This window comes from Candidatus Trichorickettsia mobilis (assembly GCF_034366785.1).
Lineage (GTDB): Bacteria > Pseudomonadota > Alphaproteobacteria > Rickettsiales > Rickettsiaceae > Trichorickettsia > Trichorickettsia mobilis_A.
In genome coordinates this window covers 1090386-1108433 of sequence record NZ_CP112932.1, presented here as the reverse complement: position 1 = coordinate 1108433, position 18048 = coordinate 1090386, and the positions used below count along the sequence as shown (strand labels likewise).

16 protein-coding genes and 4 tRNA genes are annotated in these 18048 nt (G+C 35.1%); 10 read left to right on the top strand and 10 right to left on the bottom strand.

The window, feature by feature from the left end; all coding sequences use genetic code 11:
• Positions 1 to 125 precede the first annotated feature (125 nt).
• Positions 126 to 395: a DDE-type integrase/transposase/recombinase gene (locus Trichorick_RS09280; protein WP_410250237.1), complete on the top strand. Its 270-nt coding sequence runs from the start codon at positions 126 to 128 to the stop codon at positions 393 to 395.
• A gap of 163 nt (positions 396 to 558) precedes the next feature.
• Here Trichorick_RS09280 and Trichorick_RS05075 read toward each other — a convergent pair.
• Together Trichorick_RS05075 and Trichorick_RS05070 are read right to left on the bottom strand one after the other, a co-directional pair.
• Positions 559 to 633 (bottom strand) — tRNA-Ala (locus tag Trichorick_RS05075).
• A gap of 98 nt (positions 634 to 731) precedes the next feature.
• A tRNA-Ile gene (locus Trichorick_RS05070) sits at positions 732 to 808 on the bottom strand.
• 406 nt (positions 809 to 1214) lie between these two features.
• Here Trichorick_RS05070 and Trichorick_RS05065 point away from each other — a divergent pair.
• Positions 1215 to 1289: transfer RNA gene (locus tag Trichorick_RS05065), tRNA-Glu, on the top strand.
• A gap of 29 nt (positions 1290 to 1318) precedes the next feature.
• Here Trichorick_RS05065 and Trichorick_RS05060 read toward each other — a convergent pair.
• Positions 1319 to 2539, bottom strand: coding sequence for a phosphodiester glycosidase family protein (locus Trichorick_RS05060; protein ID WP_323737933.1), 1221 nt, complete (start codon positions 2537 to 2539; stop codon positions 1319 to 1321).
• A 116-nt stretch (positions 2540 to 2655) separates the two neighbouring features.
• Here Trichorick_RS05060 and Trichorick_RS05055 point away from each other — a divergent pair, with 116 nt between their 5' ends.
• The 3 genes from Trichorick_RS05055 to Trichorick_RS05045 all read left to right on the top strand — a co-directional run bounded on the left by Trichorick_RS05055 (position 2656) and on the right by Trichorick_RS05045 (position 8321).
• Positions 2656 to 3852 (top strand): efflux RND transporter periplasmic adaptor subunit, encoded by a 1197-nt coding sequence (locus Trichorick_RS05055; RefSeq protein ID WP_323737932.1) that lies wholly within the window; start codon positions 2656 to 2658, stop codon positions 3850 to 3852.
• A gap of 4 nt (positions 3853 to 3856) precedes the next feature.
• Entirely contained in the window at positions 3857 to 6892 is a 3036-nt protein-coding gene (locus Trichorick_RS05050; RefSeq protein ID WP_323737931.1) for an efflux RND transporter permease subunit, read from the top strand.
• 133 nt (positions 6893 to 7025) lie between these two features.
• A complete protein-coding gene (locus tag Trichorick_RS05045; protein WP_323737930.1) occupies positions 7026 to 8321 on the top strand; it encodes an MFS transporter in 1296 nt (431 codons plus the stop codon).
• A gap of 749 nt (positions 8322 to 9070) precedes the next feature.
• On the opposite strand, the gene Trichorick_RS05040 is transcribed toward Trichorick_RS05045, so the two are convergent.
• The 7 genes from Trichorick_RS05040 to nth all read right to left on the bottom strand — a co-directional run bounded on the left by Trichorick_RS05040 (position 9071) and on the right by nth (position 13644).
• Entirely contained in the window at positions 9071 to 9601 is a 531-nt protein-coding gene (locus Trichorick_RS05040; RefSeq protein ID WP_323737929.1) for an invasion associated locus B family protein, read from the bottom strand.
• A 26-nt stretch (positions 9602 to 9627) separates the two neighbouring features.
• Positions 9628 to 9703: transfer RNA gene (locus tag Trichorick_RS05035), tRNA-Val, on the bottom strand.
• 89 nt (positions 9704 to 9792) lie between these two features.
• The gene (locus Trichorick_RS05030; protein WP_323737928.1) at positions 9793 to 10050 is read right to left on the bottom strand and encodes a hypothetical protein; all 258 of its coding nucleotides are present in this window, start codon (positions 10048 to 10050) and stop codon (positions 9793 to 9795) included.
• Positions 10051 to 10239: 189 nt separating this feature from the next.
• The gene (gene nrdR, locus Trichorick_RS05025; protein WP_323737927.1) at positions 10240 to 10698 is read right to left on the bottom strand and encodes a transcriptional regulator NrdR; all 459 of its coding nucleotides are present in this window, start codon (positions 10696 to 10698) and stop codon (positions 10240 to 10242) included.
• A gap of 227 nt (positions 10699 to 10925) precedes the next feature.
• Positions 10926 to 12185: a serine hydroxymethyltransferase gene (gene glyA / locus Trichorick_RS05020; RefSeq protein ID WP_323737926.1), complete on the bottom strand. Its 1260-nt coding sequence runs from the start codon at positions 12183 to 12185 to the stop codon at positions 10926 to 10928.
• 2 nt (positions 12186 to 12187) lie between these two features.
• Positions 12188 to 12838: an alpha/beta hydrolase gene (locus tag Trichorick_RS05015; RefSeq protein WP_323737925.1), complete on the bottom strand. Its 651-nt coding sequence runs from the start codon at positions 12836 to 12838 to the stop codon at positions 12188 to 12190.
• Between the two features lie 167 nt (positions 12839 to 13005).
• A complete protein-coding gene (nth, locus tag Trichorick_RS05010; RefSeq protein ID WP_323737924.1) occupies positions 13006 to 13644 on the bottom strand; it encodes an endonuclease III in 639 nt (212 codons plus the stop codon).
• A 50-nt stretch (positions 13645 to 13694) separates the two neighbouring features.
• Here nth and grxD point away from each other — a divergent pair, with 50 nt between their 5' ends.
• From grxD to obgE, 5 genes are all read left to right on the top strand, one after another.
• A complete protein-coding gene (gene grxD / locus Trichorick_RS05005; protein WP_323737923.1) occupies positions 13695 to 14027 on the top strand; it encodes a Grx4 family monothiol glutaredoxin in 333 nt (110 codons plus the stop codon).
• Between the two features lie 828 nt (positions 14028 to 14855).
• Complete coding sequence (locus tag Trichorick_RS05000) at positions 14856 to 15683, top strand: hypothetical protein (protein WP_323737922.1); 828 nt, start codon at positions 14856 to 14858, stop codon at positions 15681 to 15683.
• Positions 15684 to 15823: 140 nt separating this feature from the next.
• Positions 15824 to 16054 carry a DUF2674 domain-containing protein gene (locus Trichorick_RS04995; RefSeq protein WP_323737921.1) on the top strand — a complete coding sequence of 77 codons (231 nt, stop codon included), beginning with the start codon at positions 15824 to 15826 and terminating at the stop codon, positions 16052 to 16054.
• A 427-nt stretch (positions 16055 to 16481) separates the two neighbouring features.
• Complete coding sequence (locus tag Trichorick_RS04990; RefSeq protein WP_323737920.1) at positions 16482 to 16853, top strand: hypothetical protein; 372 nt, start codon at positions 16482 to 16484, stop codon at positions 16851 to 16853.
• Between the two features lie 107 nt (positions 16854 to 16960).
• Positions 16961 to 17965 carry a GTPase ObgE gene (gene obgE, locus Trichorick_RS04985; protein WP_323737919.1) on the top strand — a complete coding sequence of 335 codons (1005 nt, stop codon included), beginning with the start codon at positions 16961 to 16963 and terminating at the stop codon, positions 17963 to 17965.
• Positions 17966 to 18048 lie beyond the last annotated feature (83 nt).

Here is an 18048-nt window from a genome sequence, read left to right as displayed (position 1 = left end):
AAGCGAAGATTGAAATATTACTGCAAAAACACCGAAATGCTAAAGCAGCTAAAAGATTTCTAAAAAGGCTCTAAAGCTTGTAGGTAAGGCTCCTAGAGCAATGGTTATCGATAAGCTCAGAAGCTATGGAAAGGGTATCTATTCAGGGATCTGACAAACCGCAGATGTATGATATATACACTAGTCTAATGAAGTCTACTGAACATAGGTTGCACAAAAGACTTAATAATTTAATTGAAAAATCTTACCAACTTACCAGAGAGAAAGAACGACAGATGCGTAAGTTTAAATCAGTTACTTCAGTTCAAAAGTTACTATCTTTTATGAGTTCTTGCAATAACTTACTCAAGATTAACCTTTATAAACATTCAGCCGCTATCTATAGACAAAATTAAAAAAGAGTATCGATATCTACAACAATATACTTAATACCCAAGACCAGTGCACCTAAATTCTCAAGATTATTCCCACCGTTTAACTGTTCTAAACAACTTGACAGTACCGTCCAACCTTGCGTTTACCGTTCAATTAGTTGATAAATCTGCCTAAAAACGGTAATGGTGGAGACGAAGGGAATCGAACCCCCGACCCTCTGCGTGCAAAGCAGATGCTCTACCCCTGAGCTACATCCCCATAAACTATAATTTAGCTAAGTTTTAAAATGAGCGAAATTACATATACCAGCTCTTATATAAGATTATTATATATTAGTCAATAGACCTCTTATATAATGGTGGGCTTGAGAAGACTTGAACTTCCGACCTCACGCTTATCAGGCGTGCGCTCTAACCAGCTGAGCTACAAGCCCATCGTATAGCTTCTGTATAGTGTCGGTCAGTGAGCTAGTTACTCTCAAATTTTGTGTCACATGTGCTCACGTATTATAATACTGCTTGCGCAGGTTCACACTAAAATTTAAAAGTAACTAGCTCACTGACTCTAGCTATAGGTTATAAATATACACAGCTATAAAAAATAACACCTAACAAATATAGCATTAAGCTGGCTAATATATATGTGTCTTTTCAATGAGTGAGCCAATTTTATTCAATTATCTTTATATGTCAAGAATTAAAGAAAAATATTGCTATCTCAATTACTCTTCTCCAAAATAAAATAATTCAACAAACAAATTGGTGCTTGCAAAAATTTGATAATTATGTATAACATATTTTTCCTTCACTAAAAACTATCTTGATTTTTTAGTGTTTAAAGGCCCCTTCGTCTAGCGGTTAGGACGTCACCCTTTCACGGTGAAAACACGGGTTCGATTCCCGTAGGGGTCACCAAAATTACCTTTCAAAGCCGAACAGAACTTTTATCTCTTAAGGATAGCCAAAGCATCTGAAACAGATCTCAGTACTGCTTTACCTATTCCTTCATCACTATCTCCAACTGTAGCATTCACTACCGCTCCATTTAAAAACATTGTCGACGAACCGCCACCATCAAGATTAAGCGCTTTAATACATCCTAATTCTAGCATTAATTTTGCTAATTCTGGCAAAGTTAGGCCAATAACCATTGTTTTACTCTGTAGTTGTTGCTCCACTACGGCCAAAGCCTGAAGTACATTTGTAGTTGCTAATTTTTCACCATAGTACCCTTCTCTTCTCAGCATATCTTGCACTTGTCCCAAAGTAACTTCTCGCAGTGGTTGCGCATATAAATGTTCTGCTACCACTATGACAATAGTCCCATCGGCACGCAAACCAATAGCTGTTCTAGCATGAGGGCGTAAAGTAAAGCTTTCACTACCAAATTTCTCTAATTCAGCTACAATTTTTCCTTCATTGATTAATATAGGAATTCCCATAACACTGTCAGTAAAATAAACTTGTTCTTGTTCTTGCTCAAAATTAATATTCAACTCAATTTTATCCCCAACCTTAACTAAAGGTAAATGATAAGTATTAGGTAGTGATAATACCCACCCAGAAGAAGGAATGATACTATCTCCGTGCTTAAAGATTTCAGTGATAATATTTTCATTACTGATTAAAAATTCATTACGGTCATATGGCGTTAGCGTACTAAAGCCCCATAGGGAATTATATAAAACTATTTCATCATTACTTTTAACAAACTGATTTACTTTATCGACTTTTATTTCTTGATTACCAAATTTAACCCTCACATTAGAGTGGATAAATACAATATCAATACCATTCTTAGCTAATATCAGTGAACCATGAGGATTTTTGGCTACACTCAAGATTTTATTATTAATAATCAAATTACCACTGGGACGCCCATCTTCACTATTACCTATTTCAAAAAATCCTGCATTTATCGCAGCAACAGCATTTTTGCGCAACGCTATTGCCGGAACTGTTTCTCTGCCGAATACCCCATTATGAGCCTTAACCAACTCAAGACGATAAAGAGCTGGATCAATTGTAAGAGTATGAATTACATGAGTAAGAGGCTGTAGTTTTTTATACTCTAATCCTTTTACTTTGTATGATTTGTCAGCAGCGTTAATATAAAAAGCATTAAAGACAAACATTAAAAATAAGCTTAGATTTAAAAACCGCATAAATTTTGATTCCACTTTTCAATAGTTATTATTGTAATAATTCTGCCACCATTATCTTACCTAAATTATTAATTACCCCCATATAACTAAAAAATAAGATGAAATTCAACCCCAGAATGATATCTTTATCAGTTAATCATCAAAAAATCATTATCAAAATGCCACTACTTCAATATGGCTACAGCTTAATTCATAAATTCACTAATAATGAGTTAGTACAAAAAATAGGCGTGCGTAAAATTATTATACTCCTCGTTTGTATAATAATGGCTATAGTTTATTCAAATAATAATAATCCTAAATCAACTGATATAAAAGTTGTACGCCCGGTACGTACTATTAAAGTTGAACATAAAATTGCAGGACAATCATTATCTTTAACTGGCGAAATTTTAGCAAAAAATGAAATAGAACTTGGTTTTCGTATTGATGGAAAATTAATAGAACGCTTAGTGTCAGTTGGCGATATGGTTACTCCAGGGCAAACCGTTGCTCGTATTGATCCGCAAGATGCCAAAGATAATCTTATTGCCGCTAAATCAAATCTTAGCGCAGCTCAAGCTTTACTAGCACAAGCTGTTAGCAATGAAGCACGACAAAAAACTTTGCTCAGCAAAGGTGTAGTCACCAATGCAAAATACGAAGATGCTGCCACTCAGTTACAATCTGCACAGGCAAAAGTTGAAGCAGCAACAGCGAATTTAAACCAAGTACAGAGCCGTCTTGAATATACTAACCTACAAGTAGATGTAGCTGGGGTAATAACGGCAGTTATGTCCGAGGCTGGAGAAGTAGTGAGAACCGGACAAGCCATAATGCGTGTAGCTACCGATGAAGGACGAGACGCTGTATTTAACGTGCCAGAACAATTATTTCAAAGTAAGCCTGATGGTGATTTATCAGTAGAAGTATCTTTAAGCCTTGACCCTCGTATTAAAACTATTGGACATGTCAGAGAAATCTCTCCACAAGCAGATTCTATTACTCGCACCTTTACTGTTAAAGTAGGCTTAACTAATCCCCCAGAAGCAATGAAACTTGGTTCAACGGTTACTGGTAGCGTAGTGTTAAGCAAAGGTTCAGCTATTGAGCTGCCAGTAATGTCTTTGAATAAATCTAATGCAAGTCCAGCTGTATGGGTAGTTGATCCTAAAACTAGCACAGTACTCTTAAGAAATATTAAAATAATTGGTTATACCCAGAATTCTATTATAGTTTCTGAAGGTCTACAAAATGGTGAAGTCGTGGTAACTGCAGGAGTTCACTCACTATACCCTGGTCAACAAGTTAAATTATTATACAGTAGTAAGTAATATAATGAAAGAGCGCTTTAATCTCTCAGAGTGGGCTATTAATCATCGTGAACTGGTGTGGTACCTGATGATTATGTTAACAATCGCCGGGATTATGTCCTATCAGCGTCTTGGCCGTAATGAAGATCCTGTTTTCTCGATTAAAACCATGTTGATCCAGGCGAAGTGGCCTGGAGCCACTATTGATGAAACTATGAATCAAATTACTGAGCGTTTAGAAAAAAAACTACAGGAAACTCCTAATATAGATTTTGTACGGAGCTTTACTACTCCAGGATCGTCAACTATATTTGTTAATTTAAAAGGCTCTACTCCAGCAGCCAAAGTACCTGATTGCTGGTATCAAGTGCGTAAGAAAATTAACGATATTGCAGTTACCTTACCACAAGGAGTAGTAGGGCCATTCTTTAATGATGAATTTGGTGATACTTATGGCATTATTTATGCTTTTACTGCCGATGGTTTTTCTGGACGCGAACTAACAGATTATATTGAAGATGTACGCTCCAAACTTTTACAAATAGCAGATGTATCAAAAATAGAAATTCTAGGGAATCAGGATGAAAAGGTTTATCTTGAATTTTCTACTAGGAGACTGGCTGGTCTTGGTCTCAAACCAATAGAATTTATCCAAATGTTGCAAGCACAAAATTCTGTAAAACCAGCGGGGGTAGTGCAAACAGAAAATGAAACTGTCTTATTACGAGTTTCCGGCGGATTCCAGTCAGAAGCAGATCTACGTGAGGTAAATATTAATATAAACGGCAAATTATTTCCATTAAGTGATATTATAACAATTAAAAGAGATTATATCGACCCTCCTCAAACTTTATTTAAATTTAATGGGAAAACTGCTATCGGCCTTGCTATTTCTATGACTGCAGGTGGAGATATTTTGGCTCTTGGTGAAAATGTAAAAGAAGCAATGGAAAAAATTAGCGCCGACCTCCCAATTGGTATCGAACATCAGTTGGTCGCTAATCAACCTACAGTAGTAGAAGAAAACATAGCTGAGTTCATGAAAGCATTAGAAGAAGCTTTCATGATCGTACTATTTGTAAGTTTCTTAAGCCTTGGCCTGCGTGCAGGAGCGGTAGTTGCTTGTTCGATTCCACTAGTATTAGCTATAGTCTTTCTAGTGATGGAATTTATGGCTATTGATCTGCAAAGAATTTCCTTAGGAGCATTGATTATTGCTCTTGGATTACTTGTTGATGATGCAATGATTACCGTTGAAATGATGATTATGAAACTGGAAGAAGGCTGGGATAAAGTTCGCGCGGCTACTTTTGCTTATACTTCTACTGCTTTTCCAATGCTTACTGGCACGCTTGTTACAGTAGTAGGATTTATACCTATTGGTTTTTCTCGTAGCTCTGCTGGTGAATATGTATTCTCTTTATTTGCAGTGATAGGCATTGCTTTGATTGCTTCTTGGTTTGTGGCAGTCGTATTTACTCCACTAATTGGTCTGGTTATCCTTCCGGATAAACTGCAACACCATGCTCAACAGCAAAGTAAATTATCGCAATTTTTTCATACTGTTTTATTACTAGCAATGCGCGCTCCTAAAAAAACCATCTGCATCACAGTAGCATTATTTATAATCTCAATTGCGAGCATGAAACATATTCCTCAACAATTTTTTCCATCATCTGATCGCCCGGAACTACTAGTAAATATGCAACTACCACAAAATTCTTCTATATTTGCTACCACTGCAGAAGTAGCAAAATTGGAACAATTATTAGAAAATAATTCTGATATTGTGCGTTGGAGCTCTTATATTGGTCGCGGTGCAATCCGTTTTTATTTACCGCTAGATGCCGCTCAACCAAATCCATCTTTTGCTCAAACAGTAGTTGTAACTAAAAATATCGAAGCACGTGAACGTGTGCGAAGTTATTTACAAAAAGAATTTAAAGAAAAATTTGCAGCAATAAATAGCCGAATCATGCCTCTGGAAATGGGACCACCGATTGGTTGGCCATTGCAATATCGAGTTAGTGGCCATGATTTAGAACAAGTCAGAGATATAGCATATCGCCTTGCTGAAATTATTGGCTCAGAATCACAAGTTCAAGATATTAATTTTGATTGGATCGAACCAGCTCGAGTGTTACGAATTAAAGTTGATCAGAATCAAGCCAAACTTCTTGGTATTAGTTCAGAAAATCTAGCTACTGCATTAAATGCCGTAGTTTCTGGAATGAAAATTACTCAAATACGCGATAGTATTTATTTAATAGATGTAGTAATTCGAGCAGAAGCTTCACAGCGTGTCTCGCTTGATTCTTTAAGTACATTACAGATTTCCACTCCAAGTGGACGCAAAGTACCATTAATGCAAGTTGCCAAAGTCGAATATGAACAGGAGTACCCTTTAATCTGGCGTCGAGATCGTCTACCTACTATTACCGTGCAAGCTGACACTACCGCAGCAGTTTTACCGGCAACTGTGGTAAAAAGACTACACCCTAAGATTGCAGAACTTAATGATCAATTGCCAGCTGGATATTATATTAAAACCGGTGGTTCAACTGAAGAGAGTGCTAAATCGCAGGCTTCAGTTGCAGCTGTGGTACCATTAATGTCAATAATTATGGTGACTCTTTTGATGATACAGCTACAAAGTATCCAACGTGTCATCCTAGTCTTAAGCGTGGTACCTCTAGGCTTAATTGGAGTAGTTGCTATATTGTTGGTAGCTGACAAGCCATTAGGATTTGTAGCTATTTTAGGAGTTATTGCCCTGATTGGTATGATTATACGTAATTCAGTCATCATTATCGATCAAATTGAAACTGAAATTGCTCATGGCTTGCCACGCTGGGATGCCGTTGTTGCTGCAACAATGCATCGTTTTCGTCCGGTAATTTTGACGGCAACAGCTGCCATTCTAGGAATGATTCCAATTGCTCCTACGGTATTTTGGGGACCAATGGCCTATGCAATCATGGGTGGACTTGCTGTAGCTACCATACTTACGTTAGTATTTTTACCAGCTTTATATTGTGCATGGTTTAAAGTTGTAGAATAGGCAGCTCTAATTGCTATCCAAGGAAGAGTACCAATATTTTATTTAACTTTTTTAACATTATGTGTTTTTACTCTAGATTATTTTTTTCTTATATATTAAACTCATGATTTAATAACCAATAAAATACATATATATGTTGGGTTTAAATAAAGAACAAAAAGAATGTATTGGATTATTATCAATAGGTACTTTTCTAGAATATTTTGATCTCATGCTTTATGTACATATGGCAGTCCTTCTAAATGAACTATTTTTTCCAACCACAGATGCTCATGCAGCTAAATTAATCTCAGCTTTTGCTTTTTGTTCTGTTTTTGTTACCAGACCAATAGGGGCACTATTATTTGGTTATATAGGAGACAATATCGGGCGTAGAGCCACTGTTATTATCACAACAACAATGATGGCTTGTTCGTGTATTGTTATGGCTAATCTCCCAACTTACGAACAAATTGGTATTAGTGCTGCTTGGATAGTAACGATATGCCGAGTTGTTCAAGGTATGTCTTCAATGGGAGAAATAGTAGGAGCTGAACTTTACATGACTGAGATTACTAAACCGCCAGTGCAATATCCGGTTACAACCATAATTGCGGTTTTTTCTGTTATAGGAGGAAATGTTGCATTAGGAGTTGCTTCTTTAGTCACTTCTTTTGGTTTTAATTGGCGGATTGCTTTCTGGATTGGAGCAGGTGTTGCCGTTATTGGAGCCATAGCCAGAACTCGCTTAAGAGAAACTCCTGATTTTGTTGATTTTAAACGAAAAGCTAAAAAATATCTTGAAGAACTTAATCGAACACCTGAGCATATAGAGGCTGTTTTAAATTATCCTACTTTTCAAGAAAAAGCTAATAAAATCACACTGCTTTCCTTGTTTCTAATACAATGTAGCTGGCCTGTCTGCTTTTATTTTGTATATATTCACTGTGGACATATCCTTAAAGATTCTTTTGGCTATAGTGCTGAACAAGTTATTCATCAAAATTTTATAGTTTCAATGATGAATTTATTAGGCTATTTAATAATAACTTATTTAAGCTATATTATTCATCCATTAAAAATTATTAAAGTAAAACTAATCATCTTTTCAATATTTATCTTAATTTGTCCATACTTGTTATCTAATATCAAAAGTGCTGATGATTTGTTTTTAATTCAGTCATTTATCATGCTATTCGTTCTTAGCGCTGCTTCAGCGATGTCTGTTATGTATAGTCATATTCCTATTTTCAGACGTTTTACTTATGCTGGTTTAATGTTTGCTTTATCACGTGCTGTAATGCATGTTATTACTTCTTTTGGCCTTGTATATTTAATAGAATATTTTGGTCATTGGGGATTACTAGTCATTATGGTTCCAGTATGCATCGGATTTGGATTTGCGGTATCTCACTTTGAAAAACTTGAAATAGAAGCAGGTAATCTATAAAAAGATGCTGATCTTTCTGTAAGCATTGCTATGATTTTACAAGTAAGTGTTCACGGTTTTTAGAAAAAGTTGTCTTGCTTGAGATTATGTTAAAAATCTAAGCAACCCGTGACTGTTGTAAGTTAAAAATTGGATATAATAAGGCACGCTCCGTATCTATTTAGAGGTCTGGCAAACGCCAGATGTATGATATTATATACACTAGTCTTATTAACGCACTCGATGTCATTCCCAGCAACGGCGGGAATCTAGGAATAAAAGCCTCAAATGCTTAGAGGCTGTCAGATCAGTCTATATAAGAGGTAATTTTGTTGTCAAAACTCGTCTCCGTTCCTCACGTACAAAGGGTACGCTGCGGTACTCGACTTCGTTTTTCCTAAAAATTCCTCTCTTATATAGACTGATCTGACAGCCTCTTAGATGTACGCTAGATTTCCGCCGTTGCTGGGAATGAACATCGTGAAAGCAGTTTGTTGTCAAACTCACCATCTGTATACCTGATACGGTAAAGATTTACCAGGGACGTGAATAGAGATACCACACTCTTCACTTACTACAACTGATTTATGGATACCACAGAGAACTTGGTTCCTTCATTAGACTTCTTCGGAAAATTTTATTCGCGGTAATTTTTTGAGAGTGTTCAATGAGCTGTGTCAAAAATCGTCATTGCGAGACCATAAATGGTCTCAAGTAAGACGTGCTCTATTTTTATAACGGCGCTCTTCTTTAAAAGCTTTGTAACTTTATTATTTCTTCAAAGCTTCTATGCCATCTTTTAAGCCTTTAATTGAAATAGGTAAATTAACCTGTTTACCTTCACTCATAAACCCTAGCATATTAGTAGCACTACCAAATATGGTATTTAAATCTTTATCCGATAACTCTGCTACAGCGTGACAACCAACAGCAGTACATAAACTATATTTGCCTGGAGCAACTAGATTCTCCTTACCAATAATAATTGAAGTACCAGCTTGTAAGTTTACTCCCAACGGCAATATTTGAATCATTTTCAGCTTCTTTTCTTTGTCAAAATAACCGACTTGGTATACAGCTATAACTTGCGCTTTATCATCCTTAGTAATACTTACTTGCTGACTCAGAAAACAAAGCTGTTTTTTTTGCTCATCTTTATTACAAACAACAGTCCAATCTTCAAATTTCTGGGCTTCTTTGACGGCAGCGTTGACCACCTGAAATTTACCAAAAAACACGCCTCCACCTATAATAGCGAGTCCTGTAACAATAAATAGCCACTGTTTTATTTGAGTTTTCATAATATATAACTAAAATTAAATAGGGTTGGTGGGCGATGACAGACTCGAACTGCCGACCACCTCGGTGTAAACGAGGCGCTCTACCAACTGAGCTAATCGCCCTATATAAACAACAAGAGAATATGCACTAATTTTTCAAAAGAATCAAGCCATATATTTAGGCATTGCATACAAAATTATTTTGACAACCGTTAATTAATTTTGCTAGTCACAGGAGTGTTAGAAATTCTAATTAACTTAATTGACTCAGTAATAGTCTGTTTTATAAAATAAAACAGACTGACTGAAATAATTCCAATATCAATAATAATAGCGGCTTTGATAAAATCAGAACAAATGACAAACTTGGCTAACAAATCAGCAATAAAATTATACTCCATACCCAAAACTCCTTTACTAATCTTGATAAAATCTGGTGCCGGGAGCTGAAAAACCATGGATACACTCATGCCCCGCTACCTTTATGCTCAAGGCACTATTGTATAGTAGAGGGACTCCCAGCTTAAAGCCTAAGGAGTCCGGGGTAACGGTTCGGAATAAACCGGTGTATCTTATGGTGTTTTTCAGGCACCATTGGAGCTTATAGAATAGCAAAATCACAGAAAATAGTCAATAGAGCCCTGATACAAAACTATTATTCAAGGTGTTTTCTGTTTTATTTTACTAATGAACATGGCGAAATCACGAGCACTACTAAAATCCTTATATACTGAAGCAAAACGTATATAAGCTACCTGATCAATTTTAGCTAGCTCATTCATAATAATTTCACCAATTTTACGAGTTGGAATTTCTCTCAAATTACTACTTTCCAGCTCCAGGACTATTCTATCAGCAAGAGCAATAATCTGGTCATTTGATATATTACGTTTACGTAATGCTGTAGTAATAGATTGTTCTATTTTGTGACGATTAAAAGGTTTTTTTGCTCCCGTTCTTTTGACTACTAATAATTCACGCAATTGTATTCTTTCAAACGTAGTAAACCGTCCCTTACAAAACTCACAATAACGTCGACGACGTACTGTTTTTCCTTCTTCAGTATCGCGAGAATCTTTAACAAATGTATTTGGTTGATGGCAAAATGGACATTTCATAATTTAATATATTAAATAGATTGCTGATGCTATCATTTTCAACTAACATCGTCAGTTCGGGATGACGATCAAGTCCAGGAGAGGATCGAGTTCAAGTAACGCCAAGTCCGAGATGATTTTGGTGATTTTAAGTAATGTCGCGTCTGTTAAATCGTAATAACTAATTTAAATTATCATATATCATAATTTATAAACACTTCTAACCTATCATAAAACACTCTCCAAAACTATAACTGAAACTGTTTGGTAAGTGTTAAAACTTTTTCCAGCACCTGACGTTCTATTGCAGAATTATCCTGAGTATTATTAGTTATTCCATGTAAAATATTGCTAATCAACTCACCAACCTGGATAAATTCCTGTTCTTTAAATCCTCTAGTCGTACAAGCAGGGCTACCTAACCTGATACCTGAGGTAACAAAGGGTGAAGTAGTATCAAAGGGAATATTATTTTTATTACAAGCAATTCCAGCTCGATCTAATGATTCAGCGGCAATTTTACCAGTAATATTCTGTTTCCGTAAATCGACAATAACCATGTGATTATCAGTACCACCAGTCAATATTTTATAACCATTCTTTTGTAAAGTTTCACCCAAAATTCTTGCATTAAGCAAAACTTGCTGGATATATTGGCGATAATCATCATGCAACGCCTCAACAAAAGCTACAGCCTTAGCTGCAATTACATGTATCAATGGACCTCCTTGCAAGCCAGGAAAAAGTGCGGAGTCAATCTTTTTAGCAATCTCCTGATCATTTGATAAAATAATTCCACCACGTGGACCACGCAAAGTTTTATGAGTAGTAGAAGTCACCACATCAGCATAAGTTAACGGACTTTGATGAAAACCAGCCGCTACTAATCCCGCTATGTGCGCAATATCAGCCATAAAATATGCTCCAACTAGATCAGCTATAGCCCTAAATTTAGCGAAGTCTAATTTACGTGTGTAAGCAGAATAGCCAGCAATTATTAATTTAGGGCGATGAAGCTTTGCTAAAATCTCGACTTGATCATAGTCGATTAATTCAGATTCAGGATCTACTCCATAATGGACTGCTTTAAACCATTTTCCGGACATATTAGGCAATGCCCCATGAGTTAAATGCCCACCACTATCCATAGACATGCTAAGTATTGTATCTCCCGGTTGTAATAACGCCAAAAATACTGCTTGATTAGCTTGTGAACCGGAATGCGGCTGAACATTTGCATATTCACAACCAAATAGTTTTTTCGCTCGTTCAATTGCTAATCTTTCAATTTTATCAACTTCTTGACAACCACAATAATAACGTTTACCGGGATACCCTTCCGCATATTTATTAGTTAAGATTGAACCTTGTGCAGCTCTTACCGCAGCACTGGCAAAATTTTCTGAAGCGATAAGCTCAATACAATCACGCTGTCTTGCATATTCTGAATCAATGATCGCAGCAATGGCTGGATCCACTGCAAGTAAAGTCTGGTTTATGTTATTCATATTTATACTTCCGTACTATCGCTTATAAATTTTAGGGCATACTCAATCCCACTAGCATCAATTGAATGCGTTAGATTTGGCACTGTTAAGCTTGAGTATTTTATATTATGCCGCGCTAGATAATCAACAATATTTGACATCTCGCTAATATCTACTACCTCATCAGCATCTCCATGAATTAAACAGATCGGAGTTTTTTTATTAATGCAAGCAGCAGGATTGATTAACTTCCCTGAAAAACCAATCATGCTGGCAAAAGGTTGCTCTTGTATTAAGGTAAGATATAGACCAATCATTGTACCTTGCGAAAAACCAATGATTATGGTCTCACGATTAGTTAAATTTAGTTGTTGTTGTTTATCAATAATTATTTTTGTCAATAATTCAGCACTAGGAATAATTAATTGCTGCATTTTCTCTAGCGTCCGATCATTCAAACTAAACCACTGCCTGCCGTACGGCGCCATGTCAAACGGTTGTACTGCATGCGGTGAAATAAAATGACAATCAGGCAAAATATCTTGCATTAAAGGTGTCAAACTAATCAGATCATGCCCATCAGAACCAAGACCATGCAAAAATACCACCAATCTTTTCGCAGTATCTGTTATAGGTTTAACTTCTGGATATGGCAAAATTTCGAGATGTTTCATACGATCCTTTATTTTTTAAATTAGACTTCTCTCACAAACTTGGAAATGGCTGAGGGATTTTTAGGCGAAACGCAGTCGAGGACCGCAGCATACAGAAGTACGTGAGGACCGAAGACAAGTTTCAACGACAAAATCACCAGCCAGAATGAGTTTGTGAGAGAAGTCTATTATTTGCCGTAAATTTTTTTATAATACTCACAATATTCCTGTATACAACAATTCTTACAGTCAGGACTTCGTGCTTTGCAAATATAACGACCATGTAAAATCAATAAATGATGGGCAATTTTTTGCCATTTTAGTGGAATTATTTGTAATAACTCTACTCCCACTTGCTTATGCTGTTTTGCATGTGTTAACCCCAGCCTCTTGGACACACGAAATACATGAGTATCCACCGCAATAGTTGGTTGATCAAATGCACAATTTAAAATTACATTTGCGGTTTTAACTCCGACACCAGGCAATTTTATTAATTCCTCAAATGATGCCGGCACCTGTCCGTTATGCCTTTCAATCAGCGCTTGGCAAGTTTTTATAATATTTGCCGCCTTAGTATGATACAAACCTATTGTTCTGATATAATTTTTGAGTCCATCTTCACCCAAAGCCAACATTTTTTCTGGGCTATTATAATATAAAAATAAATCACTAGTCGCCTTATTAACACTCACATCAGTAGCTTGTGCTGATAATACCACTGCAACTAATAATGTAAAATTATTATTATATTTTAATTCTGTAGCCGGGTTTTGGTTATGTTCATGGAGCTTACTAAATATTTGCTCAACGATTTTAGCTTGCATAATGATAAAATTTCTGGCAATTAGATATAATCTTTATCATGGTTTTAATTATGACAACAAATGAAAATTTTGATTATATCCAAAATGAAATTACCAACAACGATATAGTATTATTTATTAAAGGTACCACAGATTTTCCAGAATGTGGTTTCTCTAATGTAGTAGTATCGATATTTAAAAAACTTGGCGTACCATTCAAAGGTATTAATATACTCACTTCCCCAGCTTTACGTCAAGCAATCAAAGATTTTAGCAATTGGCCTACTATCCCCCAAATATACATTAAAGGTGAATTTATCGGCGGCTGCGATATTATCAAGGAAATGTACGATACCAACGAACTCACCGCATTGCTGCAAGCAAAAAACATTCTATCTCAATAAAAATTTATCGCCCCAAGCTTACTGACTGAACTATACAAGCTGTAGTACCAACAAAAGGTAATGTCGATGATAGAACAGCTATGTCTGCTATGACTAAAGTTAAGGTGATAACTTTGTATAGACAAAGTGATCACCTCAACTCATACCATCATAATATACTCCTTACAGTATCCCCTTCCAACTCTTCATTCACAATTCACAAGATTTTGGCATGCATTAGGTATTAAAATAAGAATATTTGAAATTATTTATATATTTATATAAAAAACTATTGATATTTATAATAAAATATGTTATGTATATGGAAATATATAGAAAAATATATTCATAATTATAAAAAATTCAAAAGGTTATTAAAATGTCGAAAAAATAGTTAAAGTTAAGCACAGCGGGCTGCTTATAAGTTATCACCTACTTTTGACCTACTATTTAATGCAATTCATAGCGATAAAGTTTAAACCTAGATTATTTAAATTTTATTAGAATTATAGTTAATGACTGGGTGTAATGTGGTAAGTTAAGATAGCTCTCACTTACAATAGTCATTCACATAATCCCTATCTCCTTATATCAACAATGAGTATGCTAAAATACTACATTGAGGATAAATCTTTTCATCATTAGTCGAAAAATAATGAAGTTTGGCACGAGTTTTGCTTAATATATTAATTAAGATATTTACGCATTCTCAGAATCTAAAATCATTTAGATTACTGAAAGTGCAAATATATCTTAGTGAGTTAATATAAATTCATTATTAAATATAATAATAAATTTATAATGGCTCAATAAGCTTAATTATAAATCTTTAAAAGGAGAATAGGTAATATGACCGATTTTATTAATCCAATTAGCCAAATCGCTGGCTATGCAATGAAATCAGCTACCGTAAAATTACGTGAAAGCGGTGAGCGTTTAGCTACTGGCGATAGAAGTAAAGCTAATATCGTAGATTATGTGGTAGGTGCTCAGTTACGTGATACAGCATCTGTGCTTAAAAGCGTTTCTAAAAGTGCTTCTTATGGTATTAATCTGCTTAAAGTTGCTCAGTCAATATTATTAGCAGGAAAGCAACAGCTTGTAGGACTACAGGATATTATTGCTCAAGCTAATACCGCAAACCCTACAACTTTAGCTGCTCTAGATGCATTATATCAAGCTAATACTACTGACCTTAACCGTCAGTTTGTAGGAGCTACTTTTGATGGTAGAATTCTCTTTGATGATAACGTTGCAGCCTCTGTAGCAGCTGCTCCACTAGACGTTAGAGTTGGGATATTAATGACTGATATTATTAAAGTCAGTGCTCCTGCTCTAAAAGCAGCTACCACAAAGTTAGATGCTGGTAACGCAGGTGACTTAACTACTGCTGCTAACCAAGTTTTAGCTCAAACTCTTATTGCAACTACAGTAGGTGACATAGTAACCAATGGTTTATCATCAATTGGTGGACAAATTGAAAGCTTGAAAAATGCTTCTGCTGCTTTATCAAACTCTATTCAAGTACAGGATGACGCAGCTAATGGTTATTTGAACACCAATTACGAAGATGATTCAAATAACTTTAAAGAGTCAGTAGCTCGTATTAAAGGCGCTATTGCTACTGTAGTATTAGCAGATAGACTAGTACAAGAAACAGGTAGATTACTAGATTAATTATTGAATATTAATTTAATACTCTATTAAATAAAAGGTTCTGCTGCTAAAGGCAGAGCCTTTTATTTTTATTTAACAAGTGACAAAAACAAGATTTGCAGATAATATCTAAATAATAATTAACTTAACTGATTAAACCTATGTCATCAAAAAATCGTGCTGCACAAAAATTAATTTCTTTTGTCGATAATCCCGCTGATTTAGAACGTATTAAAAAAGATATGGATGACGGCTGGAATATCATTAGTTTAGTACGCAATACAAACTGGTATGTTGGAATTATGGAAAAAGCACCAAGTAATGATGATGTGCCAACAGAAAATAAAACTGTCTTTATTCCTCCAAGAAAAAAGTTTAAAATATCGTATTAGTATCCGCAACGTACTTTGATTCGAGTACCACAAGCAGTCTTTTAGTTTGTTTCGGAACTTCGCCTGCGTTTTGAGTGAGCAAAATTACCTTTTATATCTACTGATCTGACAAGCTCTGAAAGAGGTCTAACGTATAAACAGATCAAAAAGCTAGTACCTCACGATTTAAGCCATGCTATTTTTATCTTTTCTTTACTCCAATTACCAAAACACCACCAGTTAGGTTTTCAACTTTAACTCAAGATTAAAGCTCAGACATCTATTTACATACATCTATCCTCTTAGCATTAAGCTAAAAATCGTTATATTATAACTTCAATCTTATCAAACAATACAACCAAAGATTGTTTTGCTTTTAAAAAAATACATTATAGATTACATAGATTCTATATTATAATGTTGTTTAAATTTATTATCGGATATTATTATGTCAAATGTAATCAAATTCCAAGCTCCTTTCGAACGCTTAAAATCATATGAAGTTTCCCCTGATATTAGTTTGCGAAAAGCAATTATTACTCAAGCAATCATCGACGCTACTAATACTTCAAATCTTCGCGAAGCAAAAAAACTAGAAATGGAAGCAAAAGCCTGGATTTTTGGAGGAAGTGAATATTTTCAAGAATTATGTATTGAAGCCGGTATAGAACCATCATTTGTAATTAAATTAGCTAAAAAGATTATTAAATTACATAAATCCCAAACTAAATCGCCTAAAAATCAGCAATACTACAGAAAGAGCAAAGATCACAGCGATAAAAGTAATGATATAAGCAAAAAATTAGAAATTATAATTTGAAGTATTTTCAGTTATTGATGTATAGTGTCATAAGTAATGCTAGACATGAAGAACTACATAAAATCTAAAAGCTTTATTATAAATAAAAACCTAGAAACAACAAAGTTATGCATTTTATTGATGAGGCTAAAATATATTTAAAAGCAGGCGACGGTGGTAATGGCTGCGTTAGTTTTCGTCGAGAAAAATATGTTGATATGGGCGGGCCTGATGGCGGTGATGGTGGTAATGGCGGCAGTATTATATTTGAAGCTGATTCTCATTTAAATACTTTAGTAAATTTTCGCTATAAACAGCATTTTAAAGCAGAAGACGGCAAAAACGGCAAAGGCGCAAACAAAACAGGTAAATCAGGTCAACCATTAATACTTAAAGTACCGATAGGTACTCAAATTTTTACTGATGATGGCTTGTTATTATATGATTTAGTAACTACTAATCAATATTTTGAGATCTTAAAAGGCGGAATCGGAGGATTAGGAAATAGTCATTTCAAATCTTCAATCAATCAAGCACCACGCCGAAGAACTGAAGGAGAAGCCGGTTGCGAACTATCTGTCCAACTTCGACTTAAAATATTATCTGATGTAGGCATCGTTGGACTACCTAATGCCGGCAAATCGACATTTTTATCGGCAGTTACTGCTGCGTCTCCTAAGATTGCCGACTATCCATTTACGACTTTGATGCCAATGCTTGGAGTAGTTTATCTAGACGATGAAGAATTTATATTGGCTGATATCCCAGGTTTAATTGAAGGAGCTCATACTGGCTATGGTCTAGGAGATAAGTTTTTAAAACATATAGAGCGCTGTAGTGTATTAATTCATTTAATTGATGCAATAAGTGAAGATATAGCAAATGATTACCAAATTATTAGACATGAACTAGCTTCTTATTCAGAGTCCATTAAGAATAAAGATACTATTATCTGTTTAAATAAATGCGATGCTTTACTAGATGATGAAATTCAGCAGAAGATTGTATTATTACAAAAAATAACTAACCAAAAAGATATATTTGCTATTTCAGCGATTAGCAAAAACGGTATTACTCCATTACTACGTTTAGCCTTAACAAAGATTAAAAATAGTAAACCGCTTGTACCATAATTCTTTTTTATTAGTAAAGTTAAATTGCTGTTGACAAAGATAGCATGGTATCATAGAAGAAGCTTAGTTTTACTGAGCTCTGT

Bases quoted from the DNA above. Each gene is read 5' to 3' on its own strand.
- nrdR (WP_323737927.1), bottom strand. From the start codon at position 10,698: ATGAAATGTCCATTTTGCCATCAACCAAATACATTTGTTAAAGATTCT.
- Trichorick_RS05015 (WP_323737925.1), bottom strand. From the start codon at position 12,838: ATGAAACATCTCGAAATTTTGCCATATCCAGAAGTTAAACCTATAACA.
- Trichorick_RS05050 (WP_323737931.1), top strand. From the start codon at position 3,857: ATGAAAGAGCGCTTTAATCTCTCAGAGTGGGCTATTAATCATCGTGAA.
- nth (WP_323737924.1), bottom strand. From the start codon at position 13,644: ATGCAAGCTAAAATCGTTGAGCAAATATTTAGTAAGCTCCATGAACAT.
- Trichorick_RS04990 (WP_323737920.1), top strand. From the start codon at position 16,482: ATGTCAAATGTAATCAAATTCCAAGCTCCTTTCGAACGCTTAAAATCA.
- Trichorick_RS05040 (WP_323737929.1), bottom strand. From the start codon at position 9,601: ATGAAAACTCAAATAAAACAGTGGCTATTTATTGTTACAGGACTCGCT.
- Trichorick_RS05000 (WP_323737922.1), top strand. From the start codon at position 14,856: ATGACCGATTTTATTAATCCAATTAGCCAAATCGCTGGCTATGCAATG.
- grxD (WP_323737923.1), top strand. From the start codon at position 13,695: ATGACAACAAATGAAAATTTTGATTATATCCAAAATGAAATTACCAAC.
- Trichorick_RS09280 (WP_410250237.1), top strand. From the start codon at position 126: ATGGAAAGGGTATCTATTCAGGGATCTGACAAACCGCAGATGTATGAT.
- Trichorick_RS05055 (WP_323737932.1), top strand. From the start codon at position 2,656: ATGATATCTTTATCAGTTAATCATCAAAAAATCATTATCAAAATGCCA.
- obgE (WP_323737919.1), top strand. From the start codon at position 16,961: ATGCATTTTATTGATGAGGCTAAAATATATTTAAAAGCAGGCGACGGT.
- Trichorick_RS05060 (WP_323737933.1), bottom strand. From the start codon at position 2,539: ATGCGGTTTTTAAATCTAAGCTTATTTTTAATGTTTGTCTTTAATGCT.
- Trichorick_RS05030 (WP_323737928.1), bottom strand. From the start codon at position 10,050: ATGAGTGTATCCATGGTTTTTCAGCTCCCGGCACCAGATTTTATCAAG.
- glyA (WP_323737926.1), bottom strand. From the start codon at position 12,185: ATGAATAACATAAACCAGACTTTACTTGCAGTGGATCCAGCCATTGCT.
- Trichorick_RS05045 (WP_323737930.1), top strand. From the start codon at position 7,026: ATGTTGGGTTTAAATAAAGAACAAAAAGAATGTATTGGATTATTATCA.
- Trichorick_RS04995 (WP_323737921.1), top strand. From the start codon at position 15,824: ATGTCATCAAAAAATCGTGCTGCACAAAAATTAATTTCTTTTGTCGAT.